The sequence below is a fragment of the Gimesia maris genome (assembly GCF_008298035.1).
In the GTDB taxonomy this organism is placed as follows: Bacteria; Planctomycetota; Planctomycetia; order Planctomycetales; family Planctomycetaceae; genus Gimesia; species Gimesia maris.
Genome location: NZ_CP042910.1, coordinates 1,923,787 through 1,946,595, shown reverse-complemented (window position 1 = coordinate 1,946,595; position 22,809 = coordinate 1,923,787). Strand labels below are relative to the sequence as shown.

17 protein-coding genes and 1 pseudogene are annotated in these 22,809 nt (G+C 51.2%); 13 read left to right on the top strand and 5 right to left on the bottom strand.

Annotation, left to right across the window (positions count from 1 at the left end; translation table 11 throughout):
• Positions 1 to 24: 24 nt before the first annotated feature.
• The gene (locus GmarT_RS07400) at positions 25 to 1,140 is read left to right on the top strand and encodes a prenyltransferase/squalene oxidase repeat-containing protein (protein ID WP_002646045.1); all 1,116 of its coding nucleotides are present in this window, start codon (positions 25 to 27) and stop codon (positions 1,138 to 1,140) included.
• A 3-nt stretch (positions 1,141 to 1,143) separates the two neighbouring features.
• Here GmarT_RS07400 and GmarT_RS07395 read toward each other — a convergent pair whose 3' ends face one another.
• The 3 genes from GmarT_RS07395 to GmarT_RS07385 are packed head-to-tail and all read right to left on the bottom strand — an operon-like array spanning position 1,144 to position 6,609.
• Positions 1,144 to 2,082, bottom strand: coding sequence for an alpha/beta hydrolase (locus GmarT_RS07395; protein WP_149302509.1), 939 nt, complete (start codon positions 2,080 to 2,082; stop codon positions 1,144 to 1,146).
• Entirely contained in the window at positions 2,079 to 3,536 is a 1,458-nt protein-coding gene (locus tag GmarT_RS07390; RefSeq protein ID WP_002646047.1) for a DUF1501 domain-containing protein, read from the bottom strand. Before GmarT_RS07390 ends, GmarT_RS07395 begins: the two co-directional genes overlap by 4 nt.
• Positions 3,529 to 6,609, bottom strand: coding sequence for a PSD1 and planctomycete cytochrome C domain-containing protein (locus GmarT_RS07385; protein WP_002646048.1), 3,081 nt, complete (start codon positions 6,607 to 6,609; stop codon positions 3,529 to 3,531). Before GmarT_RS07385 ends, GmarT_RS07390 begins: the two co-directional genes overlap by 8 nt.
• 414 nt (positions 6,610 to 7,023) lie before the next feature.
• Here GmarT_RS07385 and GmarT_RS07380 point away from each other — a divergent pair, with 414 nt between their 5' ends.
• The 6 genes from GmarT_RS07380 to GmarT_RS07355 all read left to right on the top strand — a co-directional run bounded on the left by GmarT_RS07380 (position 7,024) and on the right by GmarT_RS07355 (position 15,223).
• Positions 7,024 to 7,980 (top strand): DUF1559 domain-containing protein, encoded by a 957-nt coding sequence (locus GmarT_RS07380; protein WP_002646049.1) that lies wholly within the window; start codon positions 7,024 to 7,026, stop codon positions 7,978 to 7,980.
• Between the two features lie 204 nt (positions 7,981 to 8,184).
• Positions 8,185 to 8,595 (top strand): hypothetical protein, encoded by a 411-nt coding sequence (locus GmarT_RS07375; protein WP_149302508.1) that lies wholly within the window; start codon positions 8,185 to 8,187, stop codon positions 8,593 to 8,595.
• Between the two features lie 309 nt (positions 8,596 to 8,904).
• The gene (locus tag GmarT_RS07370; RefSeq protein WP_002646051.1) at positions 8,905 to 10,797 is read left to right on the top strand and encodes an ABC transporter ATP-binding protein; all 1,893 of its coding nucleotides are present in this window, start codon (positions 8,905 to 8,907) and stop codon (positions 10,795 to 10,797) included.
• A 254-nt stretch (positions 10,798 to 11,051) separates the two neighbouring features.
• Entirely contained in the window at positions 11,052 to 12,311 is a 1,260-nt protein-coding gene (locus tag GmarT_RS07365) for a cytochrome-c peroxidase (RefSeq protein WP_002646052.1), read from the top strand.
• 167 nt (positions 12,312 to 12,478) lie between these two features.
• Entirely contained in the window at positions 12,479 to 13,195 is a 717-nt protein-coding gene (locus GmarT_RS07360; protein WP_149302507.1) for a ZIP family metal transporter, read from the top strand.
• 126 nt (positions 13,196 to 13,321) lie between these two features.
• On the top strand, positions 13,322 to 15,223 hold the full coding sequence (locus tag GmarT_RS07355) for a heavy metal translocating P-type ATPase (RefSeq protein ID WP_052301246.1): 1,902 nt from the start codon (positions 13,322 to 13,324) through the stop codon (positions 15,221 to 15,223).
• Between the two features lie 26 nt (positions 15,224 to 15,249).
• On the opposite strand, the pseudogene GmarT_RS07350 reads toward GmarT_RS07355, so the two are convergent.
• Positions 15,250 to 15,966: pseudogene (locus tag GmarT_RS07350) on the bottom strand (DUF2920 family protein); the annotation flags it as partial.
• Between the two features lie 42 nt (positions 15,967 to 16,008).
• Positions 16,009 to 16,317 (bottom strand): hypothetical protein, encoded by a 309-nt coding sequence (locus GmarT_RS07345; protein ID WP_002646056.1) that lies wholly within the window; start codon positions 16,315 to 16,317, stop codon positions 16,009 to 16,011.
• 145 nt (positions 16,318 to 16,462) lie between these two features.
• Here GmarT_RS07345 and GmarT_RS07340 point away from each other — a divergent pair, with 145 nt between their 5' ends.
• The 6 genes from GmarT_RS07340 to GmarT_RS07315 all read left to right on the top strand — a co-directional run bounded on the left by GmarT_RS07340 (position 16,463) and on the right by GmarT_RS07315 (position 22,790).
• Positions 16,463 to 17,590 (top strand): serine hydrolase domain-containing protein, encoded by a 1,128-nt coding sequence (locus GmarT_RS07340; RefSeq protein ID WP_002646057.1) that lies wholly within the window; start codon positions 16,463 to 16,465, stop codon positions 17,588 to 17,590.
• A 392-nt stretch (positions 17,591 to 17,982) separates the two neighbouring features.
• A complete protein-coding gene (gene coxB, locus GmarT_RS07335; protein WP_002646058.1) occupies positions 17,983 to 18,948 on the top strand; it encodes a cytochrome c oxidase subunit II in 966 nt (321 codons plus the stop codon).
• Entirely contained in the window at positions 18,945 to 21,209 is a 2,265-nt protein-coding gene (ctaD, locus tag GmarT_RS07330) for a cytochrome c oxidase subunit I (protein WP_002646059.1), read from the top strand. The genes coxB and ctaD overlap by 4 nt, the downstream gene beginning before the upstream one ends.
• A complete protein-coding gene (locus tag GmarT_RS07325) occupies positions 21,206 to 22,045 on the top strand; it encodes a cytochrome c oxidase assembly protein (protein ID WP_002646060.1) in 840 nt (279 codons plus the stop codon). Before ctaD ends, GmarT_RS07325 begins: the two co-directional genes overlap by 4 nt.
• Positions 22,042 to 22,260: a hypothetical protein gene (locus GmarT_RS07320; RefSeq protein ID WP_002646061.1), complete on the top strand. Its 219-nt coding sequence runs from the start codon at positions 22,042 to 22,044 to the stop codon at positions 22,258 to 22,260. Before GmarT_RS07325 ends, GmarT_RS07320 begins: the two co-directional genes overlap by 4 nt.
• Positions 22,257 to 22,790, top strand: coding sequence for a QcrA and Rieske domain-containing protein (locus GmarT_RS07315; RefSeq protein WP_002646062.1), 534 nt, complete (start codon positions 22,257 to 22,259; stop codon positions 22,788 to 22,790). The genes GmarT_RS07320 and GmarT_RS07315 overlap by 4 nt, the downstream gene beginning before the upstream one ends.
• Positions 22,791 to 22,809 lie beyond the last annotated feature (19 nt).

The window sequence follows — 22,809 nt, the reverse complement described above, 5'->3', positions numbered from 1 at the left end:
ATTCATATTCAGGAGTAATTAAGAATGAACTGGTTTCTACGCCTGATGATCATCGGCTGTCTCTGCTGGAATATCAGCCCTCTTTCTGCAGCAGGACCGGATTCAGTAGAGTTGAAAGCGTCCCGTGACAAAGCGATCAACTTTCTGAAGAACTCACAGAATGAAGATGGCACGTGGACCTTCAGCGAAGCGGCGGGAATCTCAGCTCTGGTGACCTCGGCGCTGATTGAATCTGGCGTCCCTGTAACTGACCCGACCGTGGACAAAGCGTTAAAGAAACTGGTCTCCTTCTGTCAGGAAGATGGTCGTATCTGCTCTGCCCGCAGTCAGCACTCCGGTTACGAAACCGCTGTCGCCTTGATGGCATTACAGGATGCCAACCAGTCAGGCAAGTACACACCCCAGATCAAAAAAGCAGAACAGTTCCTCCGCAGTCTGCAGTTTGATGAAAGCAAAGATATCAAACCCAGTGATCTGGAATATGGCGGCGCAGGTTATGGCCCCGATGGAGGCCGTCCCGATCTCTCCAATACCGTCTTCATGATAGAAGCCCTCAAAGCCGCCGGTGCGAAAGCCGATGATCCCGATATCCAGAAAGCACTCACTTTTGTCTCTCGCTGCCAGAATCTCGAAAGCGAATTCAACACGTCTCCTGCAGCTGCCAAAGTCAATGATGGCGGCTTCTACTACAATGTCTCTGCTGGCGGTGCCTCTCCTTCTGGAAAAAATCAAGACGGTGGCCTTCGCTCCTACGGCAGTATGACTTACGCTGGTCTGAAAAGTATGATTTACGCCGGTCTGACTCCCAAAGACCCGCGCGTCAAAGCAGCTCTCGACTGGATTCAGAAAAACTACACAGTCGAAAACAACCCGGGCATGGGAGATAACGGTCTCTACTACTATTACCAGCTGTTTGCCAAAGCCCTCGACACTGCCGATCTGAAACAGGTCAAAGACAGCAAAGGCCAGGAGCACGACTGGCGTAAAGAACTGGCAAATCACCTGTTTAAAATCCAGCAGGAAAACGGCAGCTGGGTCAACTCCAAATCCAATCGCTGGTTTGAAGGAGACCCGAACCTCGTTACCGCTTATACGCTGCTTGCATTAAAAAACTGTGAGCCCAAACCAGCAGCAGACTGACGATCAGTCCTTTTTATCCGGATTTGCCAGTGAGCGCTGTCGCAGCCAGTCTGCGGCGCGATCCGGCCAGGTATCGACGTAGGAATCATCCACGGGTCGCATCCCGTAGCCATGACCGCCATTCTCGTAAATATGCAGCTCGCTGGGCACCCCATTTTTCTTTAAGGCCGTATAGAACAGAATACTGCTGATGGGCGTTGCATGGTCATTGTGTGCATGAACCATCAGTGTTGGCGGCGTGGTCTTATTGATCGTCAATACTTCGTTTAACTCCCCTGTTTTTTCATCGACCAGTCGCCAGGGATAAATCAGCATACTGAAATCGGGTCGGCACGAAACCTGATCCACATCGTCAGCAGTTGCATAGGCTCGCTCTTCAAATCGGGTCGTTATCAGAGCCGCGGCCTGACCGCCGGCGGAAAAACCGATCACACCAATCTGCTCAGGCTTAACTTCCCATTCCGCAGCCCGCTTGCGGACCAGGCTGACAGCACGTTGCCCATCCTGTAAGGGACGTTCTGAAAACGGAGGTAATCTGGCATCGGTCTGTGCGCGAGGCTCAGGTTGTTTGGTTCTATAATGCGCAACAAACGCGGTAATCCCCAGAGAATTCAACCACTCTGCCGTTTCAGATCCCTCTTTATCCGCGACTACATAATTGTAGGCACCGCCCGGAAAAATCAGGACCGCTGTCCCGTTGCGTTTCCCTGCCGGTGGCTGAAACAGATGCAACTGAGGTCGCGTGATCTCTTTGATGCGAGTCGCCGGTGGATTTTCGTTCGCCCGCCGTTCCAGTTTAACACCTGTCTCACGGGTTGTTTCTCCCGGTGCGTTCTGCTCCCAGAGATCAATCACGGCATCCGGCTCGCGTGCTTCAACCAGCGAGCTGAAACTCATTCCTGCCATTAATAAGAACAACCATGTATTGTTAAACCGTCTCACGCCAGTATCTCCTTGATGATATTTGACGGTTCGACGCCCGTCAGTTTGAAATCCAATCCCTGATGTCGATAAGTAAACCGCTCATGATCGATGCCCAGCAGATGCAGCACCGTTGCATGCAGGTCGCGTACATGCACCGGATTCTCGGCAACATTATAACTGAATTCATCAGTAGCCCCGTAGGTCAGTCCGGCTTTAACACCGCCGCCGGCCAGCCAGGTGGTGAAGCAGCGTGGATGATGGTCGCGGCCCCCTTCGGGACTGTCCCATTTCCCCTGCCCGGCAACACCGCGACCAAACTCGCCACCCCAGATCACCAGTGTCTCATCTAAGAGACCACGCTGTTTGAGATCTTTGACGAGCGCGGCACTCGCCTGATCGGTATCACGACAACGGGCGATGCACCACGAACTTAAACGGCTGTGATGATCCCAGTCGGGATGAAACAGCTGCACGAACCGCACGCCCCGTTCAATCAGACGCCGGGCCTGCACGCAGTTGGCAGCATAACTTCCCGGACGCCTTGAATCGGGTCCGTATAACTCGAACGTGGATTCCGGTTCATCACTTAGATCATTCAGCTCGGGAATGCTGGACTGCATCCGCCATGCCATTTCATATTGTCGAATCCGCGTTTCAATTTCCGGGTCGCCCGTTTGTTCCAGTCGCAGCTGATTCAGTTCGGTTATTCCGTTTAACATGCCTCGACGAATGCTGCGGGGCATGCCATCGGGATCGCGCAGATAGAGAACGGGCTCTTTCGCATTCCTCAGTTTGACCCCCTGATATCGTGAAGGCAGGAATCCACTCCCCCAGTAATGGTCGTACAACGGTTGATCACTGGGTCGCTTCATCTTCGAAATCAGCACCAGGTAATCCGGCAGATTCTGATTTTCGCTGCCCAGCCCGTAACTGCTCCAGGCACCAATGGAGGGTCGTCCCGGCAACTGATGTCCGGTCAGAAATTTCGTCATCGCAGGAGCGTGGTTGATCTGATCAGTGACCATCGACTTGATGAAACAGAGCTCATCCGCGACTTCCCCATGATAAGGCAGCCACTCTCCCAGCGTCGCGCCGCTTTCACCATACCGCTTGAACTTCGTGCGGGACGGCATGATTAACTGCTTCTGATTGGCAGTCATCGTGGTCAGCCGTTGTCCGCCGCGTACACTCTCCGGCAGTTCCTTGCCTGCCCACTTCATGAGATCGGGTTTGTGGTCGAACAACTCAATCTGAGATGGGCCGCCCGACTGAGTCAGGAAGATCACATTCTTCGCCCGCGGCGGTTTGTGCGGCAGATCTGCCAGGCCGATATTAGAATTTGGTTTTGCAGCCACACGACGTGTGCTTTCTAACAGACCGAGGGCCATCGCTCCCAGACTGACGCCGGCTCCACGACCCAGAAAATAACGTCGGGTTTCTGCCAGTGCGGCGTTTTCAATTGAATTATTCATGAGTCATCGCCTCATCCAGGTTAAAAACCATACTGGCCACCACCATATAAGCAGCCAGTTCCTCGGGCGAAACTTTATTTTCGGCTGGAGGCTGTCCACTGGAAATCAGCTTCAAAGCTTCATCGGGTTTCCTGCGATAATAAGCAAAAGACTGCTGCTGTTCCTGTTTCAGAACTTCCGACTCCCGCTGCTGTAGTGTTCTCGAAAGAATATGCTGTGCTATGAAATCCAGCCGTTCCTCAGCCGCTTTCTTCCGCTGGATCGCCATTCGCGCCAGTTCCCTGGAAGATTCGAGAACACTTTGATCGTTAAGTAACGTTAAAGCCTGCAGCGGAGTATTAGTCCGTCGGGGCTGCACTTCACACACCCGACGCTGCGCACTGTCAAACAGAAATGTGGGAGCACTCGAACGACGCCAGAAGGCATACAGGCTCCTTCGATACTGGGCCGCTCCCTGGCTGGGTTCATAGCGGAAGCGCCCCATAAACATTTCGGTCCAGACGCCCTGTGGTTGATAAGGCATCACAGGGGGACCTCCCAGCGCCGGGTTGAGCAGTCCACTCGCCTGGAGCGCCGCATCACGAATCATCCAGCTGGGTAAACGAAAGCGGGCTCCCCGTGCCAGCAGGCGATTTTCCGGATCGCGTTCCAGTAGTTCCGCAGTGACTTTGCTCTGCTGCTGATACGTGCGGCTGGTCACAATCAGCCGGAGAATATGCTGCAGGTTCCAATCATGCTCCATCAATTCGACCGCCAGCCAGTCGAGTACATCTGGATGAGTCGGTAATTCTCCCTGCAGACCAAAGTCTCCCGGTGTACGAACCAGTCCCGTCCCAAAACAGTTCTGCCACAAGTGATTGACCACCACACGCGCCGTTAAAGGATTCTGATGTGAGACCAGCCACTCTGCCAGATCCAATCGATCTTTAGTCTTCTCTGCAGGCAGGGCAAGCACCGCAGCGGGTACCGAACGTGAAACTTCTTTGCCGTGCTTGTCCCAGACGCCCCGCTCCAGCACAAATGATTTGCGGGGTTCTTTCCGTTCCGCCAGAACCATCACGTTCAGCTCGCCGGCTGCCTTTTTCACCTGCGCCAGTTGCGTATTTGCCTGATCCAGTTCTGATTTACGCTGTTGATAATGTTCATGATCCACCAGAAACTGATCCAGCAGCCGTTGCTTCAATTTCGCATCCAGTTTTTCAGGATCCTCTATTTTTGCTGCTGCGAGTGCTTCTAAAGGCATTGGTTCCAATGAACGGACAGCGGGCCCCGGCTGGTCTGTCAGCATCACTCGAAAGCGGCCAATATTCGCATCTCCTTCTGTGGATCGATGCAGCATTACGAAGATCAGTTCTTCGCGCTCATCCAGGACCAGAGGTTCTGCCAGTTCGAATACGGCGACATGCTTCTGGTGCGCATCATGGGTTTCGGTCGTCCAGCCATTCCGGGGATCGTCATCGAGTGTATCTTTGATTTTTCCGTAGTTGCGACCTTTGACATTTTTTTCGACATCGGCAATCGCGGAGACAAAGTCAATATCGCGCAGCTGGGAACTCCCTTCACGACGGACCTGTAGTTTGACGTCCGTCAGAATAAATTCGCCACTGTCGCCACGACTCAGTTTTCCTGCGGTATGCGATTCATGCGGAAAGACTTCCAGCCGCAAACCGGTGACTCGAGGTAAGTCTGTCGCTACGCTCAGTCGATAATCATCCTGCCTGAGTTCCGGGCCCCTGGCTTGAATCACCCCCTCAGACTCAACAGACAACCTGGTGCCTTCAACAGAGGTCACCGATCGCAGTTCCGGCAGATGCCAGGCGGTAAACTCATTCTGTACCTTCTGCAGTTGCTGAACCAGCCACGGTTCAAACTCCTGTTTCGCCTGCTGAAGTGCAGCAGTTTCCCGTGGTTTGCGATCGTCCGCGACCTGCTGTGCCTCTTTGACGGCGCGTGCTGCCAGTGGCGATTGAAATTTTAAATACGGCTTTGCGCGACTGCCGGCCTTGCCATCTTCGTCAATACTGTTGAAGAATGCATAGAGACTATAGTAGTCCGCCTGTGAGATTGGATCAAACTTGTGGGAATGACACTGGCAGCAACCCAGTGTCAATCCGAGCCAGACCGTTCCCGTGGTGTTGACCCGGTCGATTACATAATCGACGCGCGACTCTTCGGGATCGCGGCCCCCTTCTCCATTGGTCATGTGATTCCGGTGAAAACAGGTCGCCAGTTTCTGCTCGTCTGTGGCATCCGGCAAGAGATCGCCGGCGAACTGCTCAATCGTAAACTGATCGAAGGGTTTGTTCTCATTGAATGACTGAATCACCCAGTCCCTCCACGGCCAGTTTGTCCTGGTAGAATCCTGCTGAAAACCATCGGTATCAGAGTAGCGTGCCAGATCCAGCCACCACATCGCCATTCGCTCGCCGTAATGTTTTGACTTCAGCAGACGATTGACCAGCTTCTGATCCGCATCGGATGACTTGTCATTCACGAAAGCTTCCACTTCATCCACCGTCGGCGGCAGCCCCGTCAAATCAAAGGAGAGCCGGCGAATCAGAGTTCGTCGGGACGCCGGTTTTGAAAACACGAGTCGCTCTTCAGTCAGCTTTCGTTCCACCAGCGCATCAATGGGATTGAGTTTCGCTTCCTGCTCATTCAACGCGACTTTAACGGGTGGCTCGAACGACCAGTGCTTCCCCCATTGTGCCCCTTCTGCAATCCATTGACGGATCGTTTCAATCTGTTTTTTAGTGAGTGGTTTACGATGCGAATCAGCGGGCGGCATTAGCAGATCCGCGTCGGAACTGGTTATCCGCGCCAGAACCTCACTCAGTTCCGGCTTACCGGGAGCAATGGCAAACGCACCATCTCGATTCTCAGTCGCTGCTTCGACCAGATCGAGCCTGAGATCGGCTTCACGATGCGTCGGATCCGGACCATGACAATGAAAGCAACGATCCGAAAGAATCGGCAGAATGTCATGACTGAAATTGATCTGGTCCGCTGCACACAACTGATTCCCGGCAATAACACCCGAAATCACAATAATTAGTTTGGACAGGTAAGGCATAAACGTTTAAAGCTGGCTCTTAAAACAGGGATGTTTTTATGAGGAAGGATATCAAAAGAATACGTCAAATTCATGTTACGTTCGACACCCACTCAGGTCCAGAGAAACCCGTCGAAACGATAGGCAACATGTGATTTCAAGGAATTTCTCAAGAAATCAGAATGATTAATAAAATTTCTGGCAAACTGACGCATCGCTAAAACAATAAATACGCCTCATCATTTCTATTAAAATACAGATAGGTAGTTTTATTAAAAAAAGATTGACAACCCAGCCTCTTAGTATACCATTTTGTTTAGGATATTTACTTATCTTTAATAATGAACTCTTGCCAGCTATTGAAAAAAGCGACTCAGCTATCAGCCGCTCAATATTTCCTTCTCTATTGAAAATTTTTTATGAGGAAATCATCCCATGGGCAATTTATCCAGACGCAAAGCTTTTACTTTAATCGAATTACTCGTTGTCATCGCGATCATCGCTATTCTGATTGCTCTGCTGCTACCTGCGGTCCAGCAGGCACGTGAAGCAGCCCGCCGCTCACAATGCAAGAATAACTTGAAGCAGCTGGGACTCGCCTTCCACAACTATCATGACACCTTTACCTGCTTTCCGAATGGCAGCCATCCAACCCCCAGCTATGTTGGTGGTGGCTATCACATGGGTTGGGCTCCCAAAATTTTCCCTTATATTGATGAAGCCAACCGTGTAAATGCTATGGAGAGTTTCTCTGCGAACCCCATCACACAACTGGCCCCCTGGCGGTATGACTCTGCTCCCCATAATGGTTCCAGTCAGATCTGGGGACCTGTACCTGTCTTTGCCTGTCCTTCCTCCGCTCTGGGAGATCGCTCACCAGATATTGTGAACTCCACACTCCCCTGGATTGTGGGACATGGCGCCCTGCACTATCGCGGTTGTGCCGGGCGTATTGAAGATGTAACGAACCCCTCAGACAGTAATAACTATCGCTGGGCCAATACCGGTCTCATGTATCCACACAGTAAAATCCGTTTTCGCGATATTACTGATGGTGCCACGAACACAATTCTGTTGGGAGAGTCTTCTTCATCGCGCGGCTGGTCCTCTTCAATGAAGGCTGGCTGGGGAGGAATTCAACCCTGGACCTGGGGAATGTATTGGTATACGGACACCCGCAGGCTGACACTGGACAGTAAGAACATTCAGTTCCCAATCAACTATCGGGGAGATTTCGGAACGAATCATACACCTTTTACCAGCTACCACATTGGTGGTGCTCATTTCATGATGGGCGACGGTTCGGTTCACTTTATCAGTGAAAATATCGATCTCGCACTGTTCAAAGCATTGGGAACACGAGCCGGCGGAGAAGTCCTCGGCGAATGGTAAGATTCAAATCGAATGCACTCTGTCGGCGGAAGTTATCGATCGTCGATAAATTGGTCCGAAGTACTGTCACAATTCAATTTTTACTATTCTCACTTCAACATCGAAAAAGTGTTACCCATGATTATCATACAGCAATTTTTTTTGAGACGTCCTTTCATCTTTTCAAACTCAGTTTTATTCCTGTTCTGTTTAATCATCGTAACCATGACAGGGTGTGGCGACGGTCACCCGGCGCGATCCCCTGTTTCGGGAACCATCAGTTATAATGGAAAGCCTTTGAAAATTGGCTCACTACTTTTTGTCCCAGTCAAAGGGGGGCCTCCTGCTCAGGGAAAAGTCAGAGGCGATGGCTTTTATGTAATGGAAACTTTTAGCACAGAAGATGGTGTAATACCCGGCGACTACAAAGTAATGATTACAGCTCTCACCAGTTCCGGAGGCTCCGGACTACCCGAAGATACCGTCAAGGCAAACGCGGAACCGGTCTCAGTCATTCCAGAATGGTATGGTGATCTGGAAAAGTCCGGACTGCGCGTGACCGTCATTGCCGACAAGCCAAATACGATTGATTTTCCACTGACAGACGATAAACCTCAAGACCTGGTCACAAAATAATTCACCCGATCCACGCAGTACGGAACAACGATTCCGTACTGCGGTGTTTTCCTCTCAATCAATGTAATAGCTTCTCTGAAATTCCATTCCTGCTAAATGATCTTGCATTTTTCAAAGTGTCTGATCAATTCAGGCTTACTTGATTAGTCTAAACAGGCTCTCTCCCCTGATCCCCTGCACTGATTTCAGCATACAGTTCGCATTCATTCACCTTCCTGAATATAATGAGATCAGGCCTTTATTGCCGGCATTCACTTACCACTCCTCAAATGACCTGTTTTGCAGAGATCATCAATATAAAGATCGTCCATGAGTACAAATTCACCTTCAAGTCGCCAGCAGTTTGAAGAATATAAAAAAGAATTTCAGGAAGCACACGTTGCTCCACAGGGGAACGCTTCCACAACGCGAGACCGCTCCTCCTGGGAACTGGTCAAGAGCTTTCTGGGTTTGCTTAAAGTGCATCGCTGGCCTGTGATATTATCTCTGTCAACTCTGACTGTCGCGACATTACTTGCTCTGATCCCGCCAGCAGCGACAAAATTCGTAGTTGACTATGTTCTCCAAAAAAAACCACTGCCGAAATTGATGCCGGCCTGGTTCCCGCACGAACCCTGGCCGATGCTGGTCACGATCACTGTGACAGTGATTATTATTTCCCTGATTCGCATCGGACTGCAGATCTGGGGACGCTGGCACGCAACTCGTGTGACCAAAATGATTCAGATGAAAGTTCGCAAAGATGTCTTCGCGCAGGCAGTCCGACTGCCTCTCCATCGGGTGCAGGAACTCAAATCGGGAGGTGCCGCGAGTATTTTACGCGAGGATGCCGGCAGTGTAGGTGAACTTGTTTTCGGCATGCTTTACAATCCCTGTCGTGCCATCATCCAACTGCTGGGCAGCCTGGTGATTCTCGCCTGGGTCGACTGGCGACTTCTGCTGGGAGCACTCTTTCTCGTTCCCCTGGTCTATCTGTCACACCGGACCTGGATCAGTCGTATCCGTCCACAACATCGAAAAATCCGGGCACAGCGTGTTGCTGTTGACGCTTTGGCCACGGAGTCCTTCGGGGGCATGCGCGTGGTCCGTGCCTTTGGACGCCAGCGATCAGAAACCAGCCGCGTTCTGCGTGGCAATCACCTGATGGGACGCCAGGAACTCTATGCCTGGTGGTGGTCTCGTTTTATCGAAATTGTCTGGGAAACCCTGATCCCTGTCGCTTCCGCCTGCCTGCTGCTCTACGGCGGCTGGCAGGTTCTGCAGGGTGAATTAACACTCGGCGACCTGGTCATGTTCCTGGCTTACCTGCTGATGCTGCTTGGTCCCCTCGCGGTACTCGCACAAAGTGCAGCGCAGTTTCAGAACAGCCTGTCCGGCTTCGATCGCGTACTGGAACTTCTCGACGAACCCCGCGAAATGGAATCTGCTACCGCGCGGACGATCACGAAAGCGGAAATTGAAGGTCAGGTTACATTTGAAAATGTCAGTTTTCAGTATCCAAATTCTCAACAATATGCATTACGGGAGGTTTCACTCGACATTGCTCCGGGTGAAACCATTGCACTGGTAGGTCCCAGCGGTGCCGGTAAAACAACGTTTTGCAATCTGGTTGCCCGTTTTTATGATCCCACTTCAGGACGGGTTCTGCTTGATGGTCACGATTTAATTGATTTTGATGTGGAAAGCTACCGGAATCAGATCGGCGTCGTTGAACAGGATGTGTTTCTGTTCGATGGCTCGATCGCTGATAATATTGGATACGGAGATCGCAAAGCGACCATCGAACAGATTCAATATGCGGCAGAAATCGCGAATGCAGACGAATTTATCCGAACCTTACCAAACGGCTATCAGACTCTCATCGGTGAACGCGGTGTTAAATTGAGTGGCGGACAACGACAACGACTGGCGATCGCTCGCGCCATTCTCGCAGACCCCAAGATATTAATTCTTGATGAAGCCACCAGCAATCTGGACACTGAAAGCGAACGGCTGATTCAGGACAGCCTCACAACGCTCATGCAGAATCGCACCTGCTTTGTAATTGCACACCGCCTGAGCACAATCACACACGCCAGTCGGATTGTTGTTTTTGAAGGGGGACGCATCATCGAAAGTGGGTCACATGAAATCTTAATGGAAACCGGCGGCAAATATAAAGAGATGGTGCTGCTGCAAACCAGCCCCGCAGAAGTTTCCTGAAACGATATTTATCTGCACATTCGTTTTTGGAATTATGGACATCTACATCACATTTTCAAATTGAATTCACGCTCTCGCATGTTTACAATTTTATCTATCACACCAGTGTCGTGAGTGCACTAAGTTCCCTCCACAAGTTGAAATAAAATTGATTCATTCATTTCAACGGCATTCACAAGAAACCAACAGGTAATCTAAAACTCATTCAGTTAATTAGTTGTTACTGAAACCAACCCGAAAAGGAAATCAGTAGAATGAAATCCATCGTTCTCAATCAATGTCATTCCATTTTAAAATTCAGCATCGCTTGCGGAATGATGATGGGCTTACTTTCGCAGAGCAATCTTCAGGCTGCTGAAAAACAAACCGCGAAAAAATCAAACAAAGTCATGCTGGGGACAGCAGAGCTGACCTCAGGAATTCCTGGAAAAGGCCCCTTGACGGAAAAAGAGATCAAGGACTGGCTGAGCGACTCCGCAAACCATGAAGTACTGGAAATCACATTGCCGCTGGGATTAAATGCCGGGGCGGGCCAGATCGTAGGACTCAAAGAGAATCCGCTCACGCGTGCAAAAATTGAGCTGGGACGTCAGTTGTATTTCGACCCGCGTCTCTCTGCAGATAACACCATCAGTTGTGCAAGCTGCCATCATCCCGATGAAGGCTTTGGACGTCACACGAAATTTGGCATCGGAATCAGAGACCTTGAAGGGGGACGTAACTCTCCCGTCAGTTACAACCGAATTCTGAGTGGTCCCCAGTTCTGGGATGGACGTGCCGCCACTCTGGAAGAACAGGCCGTCGGCCCCATCGCCAACCCGATTGAGATGGGACACACTCATGAAGCCGTCGTCAAATCCATCAGGGAAATCCCCGGTTACCGACTTCAGTTCCACAAAATTTTCAATGATGGTGTCAACATTGATAATATCGGCAAGGCCATTGCCGCCTTCGAACGCACACTGGTCTCAGGCCCTTCCCCCTTCGATTATTACGAACAGCTGCGTCCGTTTCTGAAACTGGATAAAGAGGATCTGGAAGACTTTAAAGAAGAATACACGGCGGCCCTCTCGCTGGCGGAAGCACATCCGATGTCAGAAAGTGCCAAGCGGGGGCGCGAACTCTTTTTCAGCGAGAAGGTCAACTGTGCCGCCTGCCACCTGGGCCCCAACCTGGCTGATGAAAAATACCACAATCTGGGAATCGGGATGTCTGCCGAAGAACCGGACCTGGGACGTTATGTCGTCACGAAAAAAGAAGAAGACAAAGGCGCCTTCAAAACTCCGACGATTCGAAACGTCGAATTCAGTGCTCCCTATATGCATGATGGATCCCTGGAGACACTTGATGAAGTCGTCGAACATTATAACAAGGGAGGCGACCCTAATCCTTATCTGAGTGAAAAGATCAAGAAGCTGAATCTTTCTGATCAGGATAAGAAAGACCTGGTTGCCTTCATGAAAGCCTGCAGTGGTCCCTTTACCAAAGTCGAATCGGGACGCCTGCCTCAGTAACTCATCTGAGTCCTCGATCTCCTCACAGCCCGGTCTGCTAACCGGGCTGTTTTTTTTGTCAGACAGAATTTCCCGGTCGCCTGTTGCATCTTCAGTAAGTCTGGTATCTTTAATCTCTACTGCAAATGAGCCACTGCCAGCGTTTCTTTATTTCAGAAGGATTCACATTGACCGGTGTACTGGAAGTCATTGTACTGACCACACTCGCTGGGGTTACAATTCCAGTGGGTGGTTTTCTTGCCAGAATCGAACACATACACCCCCAGTGGCTGGATGACGAGTTCCGGCACTCGGTCATCGCTTTTGGAGGCGGTGTACTGCTGGCCGCAGTTGCCCTGGTACTGGTACCGGAAGGCATCGCTGAACTGCCACCCTGGATTGCCTCCCTGGCTATTCTGTCGGGTGGCATCTGCTTTATGTTTACTGACATTTACCTGGCGAAGCATCGCAGTTCTGCTGCACAGTTGCTAGCCATGTTGCTCGACTTTGTTCCAGAATCAATGGCATTAGGAGCATCTTTCGCCACCAACAGTCAATCAGTCGGACTGCTGCTGGCCATCCTGATTGGCCTGCAAAACCTGCCTGAAGGTTTCAACGCCTATCGAGAACTGGATAGTTCCTCAACCATGAAAAAGTCGGCCATCCTGCCCGGTTTTTGTCTACTCGTCCTCTTGGGACCTCTATCAGGACTGACCGGTTATTATCTGCTGGCTTTATTCCCCAGACTGGTGGGACTGATCATGCTCTTCGCAGCAGGAGGCATTCTTTATCTTACCTTTCAGGATATCGCGCCGCAGGCGCAGATCAAACAACGCTGGGCTCCTTCACTGGGTGCCGTAGTCGGATTCGTATTCGGACTGATCGCCCAGATGGTCATCGCCTGACGATCAGCGAATCCTGGAGGATCTACTGCATCCTGAATTCCACTGTTTACACATCCAAATTCCAGTCTATAGTGGATTTATCATTATCAGCTTTCAAACATTTCTGCTATTTCATTATTAATAAGGATGAGCGTGTCGAACTCCAATCCAGCGAAAACGGGTTCAGCAGTCTGGAAATCCCTGGAAACATTGATTGCCGCATTTACGGTCATCATGATCACCGCCCATTTAATCCTTCGATATGGAACAGATTGCACAGTATTCATTCAAAACCTTCCTCTCTGGTCCGTACTGGCGCTGGGGGGAATTCCCCTGGTCTGGGGACTGCTGGTCAAAATGGTTCATCGAGAATTCGGCTCCGACCTGCTGGCGGGAATCTCCATTGTCGTATCCGTTTTACTCGATGAATACCTGGCTGGCTCACTGGTCGTACTGATGCTCTCTGGCGGAGAAGCCCTGGAAGCGTATGCCGTCCGCAGTGCTTCTTCTGTATTACAGGCACTCAGTAAACGCATGCCTTCGGTCGCTCATAAAAAAATGGAGACTGACATTCAGGATATCGCACTGGATCAGATCGCCATTAACGATTCGATTGCCATCTTTCCCCACGAAATCTGTCCCGTAGATGGAATCGTCATCGAAGGGCATGGCGTGATGGACGAATCCTACCTCACCGGCGAACCCTATATGATGTCCAAAACTCCGGGTTCCCAGGTCCTCTCCGGAGCCATCAATGGTGAAGCGGCACTGGTCATCCGCGCGGAAAAACGAGCCGTCGACTCCCGCTATGCCAAAATTATGCAGGTGATGCAGAGTTCCGAACAGCATCGCCCGCGAATGCGACGTATGGCCGATAGACTCGGTGCCTGGTATACGCCACTGGCTGTGCTGATTGGATTGGCTGCCTGGGTCATCTCGGGCGACCCGGTTCGCTTCCTGGCGGTCATGGTAGTCGCCACTCCCTGTCCACTGCTGATCGCTATCCCGGTCGCCATCATCGGCTCCATCTCACTGGCCGCACGCAGAGCCATCATTGTCCGTGACCCCACGGCGTTGGAAACAGCGGACACCTGCCGCGTCATCATCTTCGATAAAACAGGCACTCTAACCTATGGAGAGCCTCATCTCACCGATCAACTCTGTGCACCCGGTTTCAATCCCCTGGATGTCCTCTCACTCGTTGGCAGCCTGGAACGTTTCTCCAAACACCCCCTCGCCGGCGCAATTTTGCAGACGATGCAGCAGGCAAATACCGTCAGTCATGAAGCAACCGAAATCAGTGAGCCTCCAGGACAGGGGATGCAGGGAACCGTCGACGGACATACCGTGCAGATCACCAGTCGCAAGAAATTACTCAAACAGCAGCCAGAACTGGAAGATCAACTTCCCCCGCAGGCGGGAGGACTGGAATGTGTGATCCTGATCGATGATCAGTACGCGGGCATTTATCGATTTCGTGACACCCCGCGAACCGACGGACAGTCTTTCATCTCTCACCTTTCGCCGCGGCATCAGATCCAGAAGACCATGCTGGTTTCCGGTGACAGGGAATCAGAAGTCCGTTATCTGGCCGAGCAGGTCGGAATTGAAAATGTCTATTTCAGCCAGAGCCCCGAACAGAAACTGAAAATTGTCAATTCGGAAACCAGCCAGGCGAATACAATCTTTGTCGGCGATGGCATCAACGATGCACCGGCACTCATGGCGGCAACAGTCGGCATGGCCTTTGGTCAAAACAGTGATGTGACTACCGAAGCCGCCGATGTCATTGTCATGGACAGTTCGCTGCAGAAGATTGACGAATTCCTGCACATCAGCCGCCGGATGCGTCGCATCGCATTACAGAGTGCCATCGGAGGCATGGCGTTGAGTATGTTCGGCATGCTGCTGGCGGCCTTTGGATATCTCCCTCCCGTAGCTGGTGCGTTGTCCCAGGAAGTGATCGATGTACTCGCCGTGCTCAATGCACTGCGAGTCGCCATTCCACCAAAGGCGCTCATTGATTTCAATCCCGAACGTCCCGCCTGATCTGTGGAATCAATGTCGGCAGCAGTTCACTTCGCTTCAAATCGCACGGCAGGAATCCCATTGGAATAAGATATCACATAGCGACCATCGGAAGTTGGATAAACGACATCCTGCTTCAATTCAAAATCGGTCGGCGACTGACGCAGGCGAAACTTCTTTTCTCCTGGAATGATGTAAGGACCACCGTATTTGACAATCATCTTTGTCCTGTCACCCAGTGAATGTCCCGTTGATTTGAATATCACGCCATCCAGATCCGACTTTGTGACAAATTTGGCTTCGACATCCAGATCGGCCGCCTGCATATTCTGAACCATCTGTTTTGCATCTTCATACGGACAGGTCGTATCTCCTGTCCCATGAATAACCACAATTTTCCCGGCATGCCCCATTTTCTTCATTACTTTCAGATGCTCTGGATTCCCGATGAAACGAAGTTCCTGTGCTCCAGGTGAAAGATAGTCGGCTGAACTTTTACCCCGACTGTAGCGCGCATCCAGACTGCTCCCCCCCGGCAGATGATAGGCGATATCATCTGACAGACGCGGCATCCCGCAGATATCAACCACACAGGTAAAGGTGTGCGGTGCAAACTTATTACACATGAGCGTCACATTTCCCCCGCCCGAACCACCGGTGGAATAAATCCGATGCGAATTAAAAGGGATCTTCTGTTCGTTTAATGCATGATAAACATGTGAAAGTGCCCTTAATGCATCGATCGCCTGCAGATAACCAAAATCATAGGGAGCCCCCGACTGATCTTTCCAGGACCCGCTTTGAACTTAATCCACCGAAATCACAATCACATTCAGCTCTCTGGTCAGTACCGCCGGATTCCCGGCTCCTGAAGTATTCGTGCCTCCCCAGTTATGCAGATTGAGCATCAGCCCGGTTTCAGCATTCACATTCTTTAATTCTTTGCCCGGATAGTACAGATATACTTTGACAGTCCGAGGTCCCGGCTGAAACGGCCATTCCTGTGTTGAGATGGAAAAGCTGCTATCGCGTTCTGGTAAATCTGCTGCCTGCAAAGCAGTACACACAAACCCGACGAATAAGAATACCAGAACAGATAATTGAAACCGAATCATGGATGGAACCTTCACTGAATGCGACGACACAGAAACAGATTTACGGGAATTCAACAAGCAATCGCTTGACGCTCTCTCTAAGATCGATCATGGTAAAAGAATCCCGCAGAGTCAACACTGACCATACCGTATCAGGAAGAAGCCCATGACTTCACTGCCGATTGTAAAACCAGAGGAAATCAAACTCGACAACGAGCGGTTGCAACAGGCAGGAAGTTTGCTGAAAGAGTGGACTGCAGCAGGCAGTGTTCCCGGAGCCGCAATTGTTGTCGGGCGGTACGGTATGATGGTCGAACCTCAATTCTTTGGAAAACAGGGACCTGAAAAAAACGCGAAAGCCATTCGATCTGATGGTATGTTTCTGCTGGCTTCCATTACCAAACCGATTGTCTATATGAGTGCGCTGCGTCTGGTGGAACGAGGCGAACTGGTTCTCTCACTCCCCGTCACACACTATATCCCCGACTTTGCTGCACACCATAAGGAGTCCATGCTGGTTCATCACCTGTTTACACACACTTCGGGCATGCCTGATATGCTGGAAAATAATGTCGCACTTCGTCAGTCACTGGCGCCGCTCAAACAGTTTATCCATGGAGCCATCTACGATACCGTCCCCCTGTTCCAGCCAGCGGGAACTGGACTCAGCTATCAGAGCATGGGCACATTGATTCTCGCAGAAATCATACAGCGATTGACTCGAAAAACCATCGCACAGCATGTTCGAGATGAAATCATCAAACCACTGGGGCTGCAGAATACCTGGCTGGGACGGGGAGAATTCCCGCGTGAACGACTGGTGCGTGTCGAAACACCGGAATATCAGACTGATTCCAACTTTGGTTGGAACAGCCCCTATTGGCAGGATCTCGGGGTGCCGTGGGGAGGCATGTTCAGTTCCCCCGCTGATATGGCGGTCATCTGTCAGTGCATGCTGAATTATGGAGAAGTGGCAGACCGACGCCTGCTCTCCCGCTCGATGCTCGAAATGGCAACGACCAATCGCTTGAATGATTATCCCGATCTCCCCGAACCGATCCGCCGCTCTCAACCCTGGGGACTGGGCTGGCGCTTAAATCATCCCGGGCAGTCCGGAAGCTGGGGAAACCTGCTCGACCGCAGTGTATTTGGACACACCGGCGCAACAGGAACCATGGTCTGGATGGATCGCCGCCGCAATGGATTTGCGGTACTGCTCACGACTGCCATTCGTTCCCAGGCTCCCTGGCGCCTGGTAAAACTGTCGAACATGATTGCATCTGCGTTTTATTAATCAGCCTTACTGTCCAGAAATGCGTTTCACACTTTAACGATAAATTAAAGTCTGACTCCTTCACATTACGATGGAAATGATGACCGTTACATCAAATTGCTCGAATTCATATTCACATAGGTAAGATAGTTCAACTGGGTCCTGAACTATTTTGTCAGTGGATCAGTTTTTTTCATATTAGAAATTGATGAATTCACATTCATTAATCAGACTAATGCACTATACTGGGACACATCCATTTTAAAGAACGCATTTTCATTGCACTTATTCCTGATAAGAATGAACGGGAAGAGGCAGCTTTAAACCGGATTACTGCTGAGATCAACTCACCGGCTCAGTAACACATCAGCTCGAAACAGACACCTTTGAATACCAGATGCCAGGCATTGATTATGAACTCTGTGATTCCTGTTCTTGACCCCGCGTCTCCGCAGGCAGAGGCCATTAACAATTTGTTTCTTCAGGTGTTACTCATCAGTGCCGTCATTTTCGCGATCGTATCAGGTTTGATCCTGATTGCCATTTCGCGTGGCCGACGCCGTGACACTCTGCCCGAACAGAATTTTGGTAGCGAGAAATCTGAAATCTTCTGGATGATCGGCCCTGTGATCATCGTCATCTGGTTGGTTGCCATCAGTGCCAATCTGGTTATCACACTGAATGCCATTCCCCAGGCAGACCCCGATGGGAAGACCAATTTCAATGATGTTGATCTGATTGTGACCGGGCACCAATGGTGGTGGGAAGTGAAATATCCCAAATCCGGGATCATTACCGCTAATGAAATTCATATGCCAGCGGGTAAAGAGAAAAAATTCCGCATTCTGGTTACCTCTGCCGATGTGATTCATTGTTTCTGGGTTCCACAACTGGGGCGCAAGATCGATGCCATCCCGGGACGAGATAATTACATCTGGCTGCAGGCAACAAACCCGGGTTCGTACCAGGGACGCTGTTCTGAATACTGTGGTGCTCAGCATGCCTGGATGAACTTCAAAGTCTACGCCGATACAGACGAAGAGTTTCAGCAATGGGTGGCCAGTGAAAAGCGGACGACAGAACAGCCTCCGTTACTCTCTCCTCTGGCCGCTGACGGCAAAAAGTACTTTTTTCAGGCAACCTGTCCGCAGTGCCACACGATACAGGGGACAGAAGCAGAAGCCACGATTGGCCCAGATCTGACCCACTTTGCCAACCGCAAGGAAATTGGTGCAGGCGTCATTGAAAACACATCGGAAAACCTGGCTTTGTGGCTCAAAAATCCCCAGGCACTCAAACCGGGATGTAAAATGCCAGACTTCAAGCTGAGTGATACTAATTTAAAACAACTCGTAGCCTACCTGGAGACACTCAAGTGACGACAGGATCCGTCGAACAACCACAACTCACGATGCTTGAACCCCAGCCGACTTCCACGCGCATGCTGGATTGGGTCAGTACGCTCGACCACAAACGTATCGGCATCATGTATATCCTCACCGCCGTCTTTTACCTGGCGGTCGGAGGCTTTGAAGCTTTGCTGATGCGAATTCAGCTGGCTTTCCCCAACAATACGTTTCTTTCACCGGAAATGTTCAATCAGCTCTTCACCATGCATGGCACCACGATGGTTTTCCTGGTCGGAATGCCGGTACTGACTGGCTTTGCCAATTATTTCGTCCCCCTGATGATCGGTGCTCGCGATGTCGCGTTTCCCCGTTTGAACTCCTTCGGCTTCTGGATGTTCTTTTTCGGAGCGGCCCTGCTGCACTTCAGCTTTCTGACAGGTTCAGCGCCTAACGCAGGCTGGTTCAGCTATGTTCCACTCTCTTCGAAAGCCTACAGCTCTCTGCAGGGAGTGGATTACTGGATCATCGGTCTGCTTATTATGGGCATCGGTTCTGTTTCCGGGGCGATTAATATTTTTGCCACGATCATCAATCTACGGGCTCCCGGCATGAGTCTGCAGCGCGTCCCGCTGTTTGTCTGGATGATGTTGATGCAGGCGATACTCATCATCCTCGCTCTGCCGGCTCTGAACTCGGCACTGGCCATGTTATTGATCGACCGCTGGCTGGGCTCTGCGTTCTTTGATCCGACACGCGGTGGTTCAGCCGTCCTCTGGCAGCATTATTTTTGGATCTTCGGACACCCGGAAGTTTACATCCTGATCCTGCCTGGCTTCGGCATGATCTCGGAAGTCATTCCCGTTTTCTCACGAAAACCGATCTACGGTTATACGTTCGTGGCAGCTTCCTCGGTAGCGATCGTGCTCCTGGGCTACGGTGTCTGGGCACATCACATGTTCGCCGTCGGACTGGGCATGTATGCCGACATCTTTTTCGCCGTGGGTTCACTGCTGATTGCCATCCCCACCGGAATCAAAGTCTTTAACTGGACCGCCACTCTGTGGGGGGGAGAAATTCAGTTTAACACCTCGCTGCACTTCGCAGTCGCGTTTCTGCTGCAGTTCGTGATTGGCGGATTAACGGGCATCATGTTTGCTGCTGTCCCGATCGACTGGCAGTTGACTGATACCTATTTTGTGGTCGCTCACTTCCATTATGTGCTGATCGGTGGACTGGTCTTTGCCTTATTTTCAGCCGCCTACTACTGGTTCCCCAAAATGACCGGACGCATGCTGAATGAACGCATCGGAATTCTGCAGTTCTGGCTCTGGGTTCTCGGCTTTAATATGACTTTTATGGTGCAGCATTTCCTGGGATTGATGGGCATGCCTCGCCGCGTCTACACCTATGCTGACAATCCCGGTTGGGCCATGCTGAATGGAATTGCTACCCTGGGCGCCATTTTCATGGCAGTCGGCACCCTGGTCTTTCTCTGGAATATCTTCAAAAGTTTACGTAGTGGAAAAATTGCCGGCGACAATCCCTGGGATGCCTTCACCCTTGAATGGGCCACCACTTCGCCGCCTCCGCCGGAAAACTTTCCAGTCATCCCTGAAGTAAAAAGTCGACGTCCCGTCTGGGACATCAATCATCCGGAGTATGCTGACTGGAAAAAAGAAAAAACTCCGGAAGATAAAGGCAGACGCGGCAACCTGGCCAAAATCGCTGCCTGGTCATTCATCGCATCTGAAGCGGTCTTCTTCCTGCTGCTCCTGGTCGCATACGTGGTCTTCAATACAAAACTCATGGCACCGGTGGGCGAAGCCAGTTCTCCCGAGACGCTCTCTGATGTGACTTCATCTGTCCTGGACGTCAAACGGACCGGCATCTTCAGCCTGTTCCTGATTGCCAGCAGTATCACTTTCTGGATCGCTGAACGTTTTTTGAAAGCCGGAAAAAAATCTGCGTTTGTCTTTTCCCTGGGTCTCACCATTTTGTTGGGCATCATCTTCCTCGCCGGTCAGGTCTGGGAATATACGGGACTCCTGACGAGTGATATCAGTATCAATACAGACCTGTTCTCAGCAACTTTTTTCACAGTGACCGGGTTCCACGGAATTCACGTGACCGCCGGTGTGATTGCCCTGTTTGTCATGCTGCTGATGGGGCTCAAAGGAAATTTGACATCTGAGAAAACACACGTCTTCGGAGCCGTCGGCGTTTATTGGCACTTTGTCGATGTCGTCTGGATCGCCGTCTTTGGAATTATTTATCTGGGGCTTCTGCAATGAGTTCGTATTTCGATCTGACAAGCAGTTTATGGAAATGGGATTCCCCCGTCTGGCTGTTGGTCCTCGCACTGACCGGGATGTATTTCCTGTTACAGCGTGGCACCACCGGAAAACGACTGACAGCATTTGCGACTTCAATGTTCGCACTGGTACTCGCCTACGTCTCCCCGATTGGTGTTCTCTCCGACGGCTACCTGTTCAGCGCACACGTCATCCAGCATCTGTTGCTCTTATTGATTGTCCCCCTGTTTCTGCTGCTCAGTCTGTCTAAGCCCGCCATGGAATCGCTCTTCAATCGTCCGTTGATGAATCGGCTGGGGTCCGTGATGGCCGTCCCGTTCCTGGGCTGGCTCAGTGGTCTGGGAGTGATGTGGTTCTGGCATATCCCCTCTTTCTGCAATGCATCGACCATAAACTACTCACTTGGAATTTTCCGGGATGCCACCTTCCTGCTGGCTGGCCTGGCATTCTGGTGGCCCGTCTTTTCGCCTGTCAAACGGTATCATCTGAATCCAGCGGTGGCAGTCGCATACTTGTTTTCAGCCTGCCTGGCCTGTACGCTGCTGGGCATCTATATCACGTTCACCGTCATCTCTGTCTGTCCCGCGTTTGCCAGCCCCGTCGATCGGATCGGAATTCTGAATCTGCTCTATGACCAGGGACTGACTCCTGCGACAGACCAGCGACTGGGCGGACTCCTGATGTGGGTTCCTCCCTGCTCACTCTACGTGACCGCGATCATGGTCGTGCTCAAACGCTGGTACGCTGACATCGAACATGTCTCGGCTCCACAGTCGACGGTAACCCCCGGTTCTCTCAGGGAGGCACATCAGTGAATCAGCCCGATTTACCCGAAACACATTCTGAAGAAACCACCGAACACGAACTGCAGCCCACGTATGCCCCTGCGACACTCGCCCTGGGTATCATGTTTATGTTCTGGGGAATCTTGACACACTGGAGCATGTCACTGATCGGAATCATGGTCATGGTCGGAGGCATCTGGTCCTGGATGAAAGAGATCAACAGCTCATGGAGTGAAACGCCTTGAATACCGAACAACCTCAGTCAGATCAACCATGTTGCCAGCAACAGCAGCGCCGCACGTTTCTGACCCGTCTTTCAATCGGGTTATCAGCGCTGATTGGACTTATAATCACCTTACCGGGAATCGGCTTCGTTCTGGCACCGGTCTTTCGCAAACCAAAACAGCAATGGAGAACGGTCGGCAAACTCGAAGACTTCAAGGTTGGCGGATTCGTGCTCGTACAATATGAAGACCCTTCTCCGGTCGTCTGGTCTGGTGTGACGGCCAAAGCCGGTGCCTGGATCCGACGCGCCAGCGAATCTGAATTCATCGCCTTTTCCATCAACTGCCGACACCTGGGTTGCCCGGTTCGTTGGGTTGAGGACCCGAGACTGTTCATGTGCCCCTGTCATGGCGGCGTTTACTATGAAGACGGCACGGTCGCTGCAGGACCTCCGCCCGAACCATTGGATCGACTGAAAGTGCGTGTGCGTGATGGTCATGTGGAAATTGAAACAGCACCCACACCTTTGACGCTGACAAAGTTAACCTGAAAACCACCTTTGATGAAAA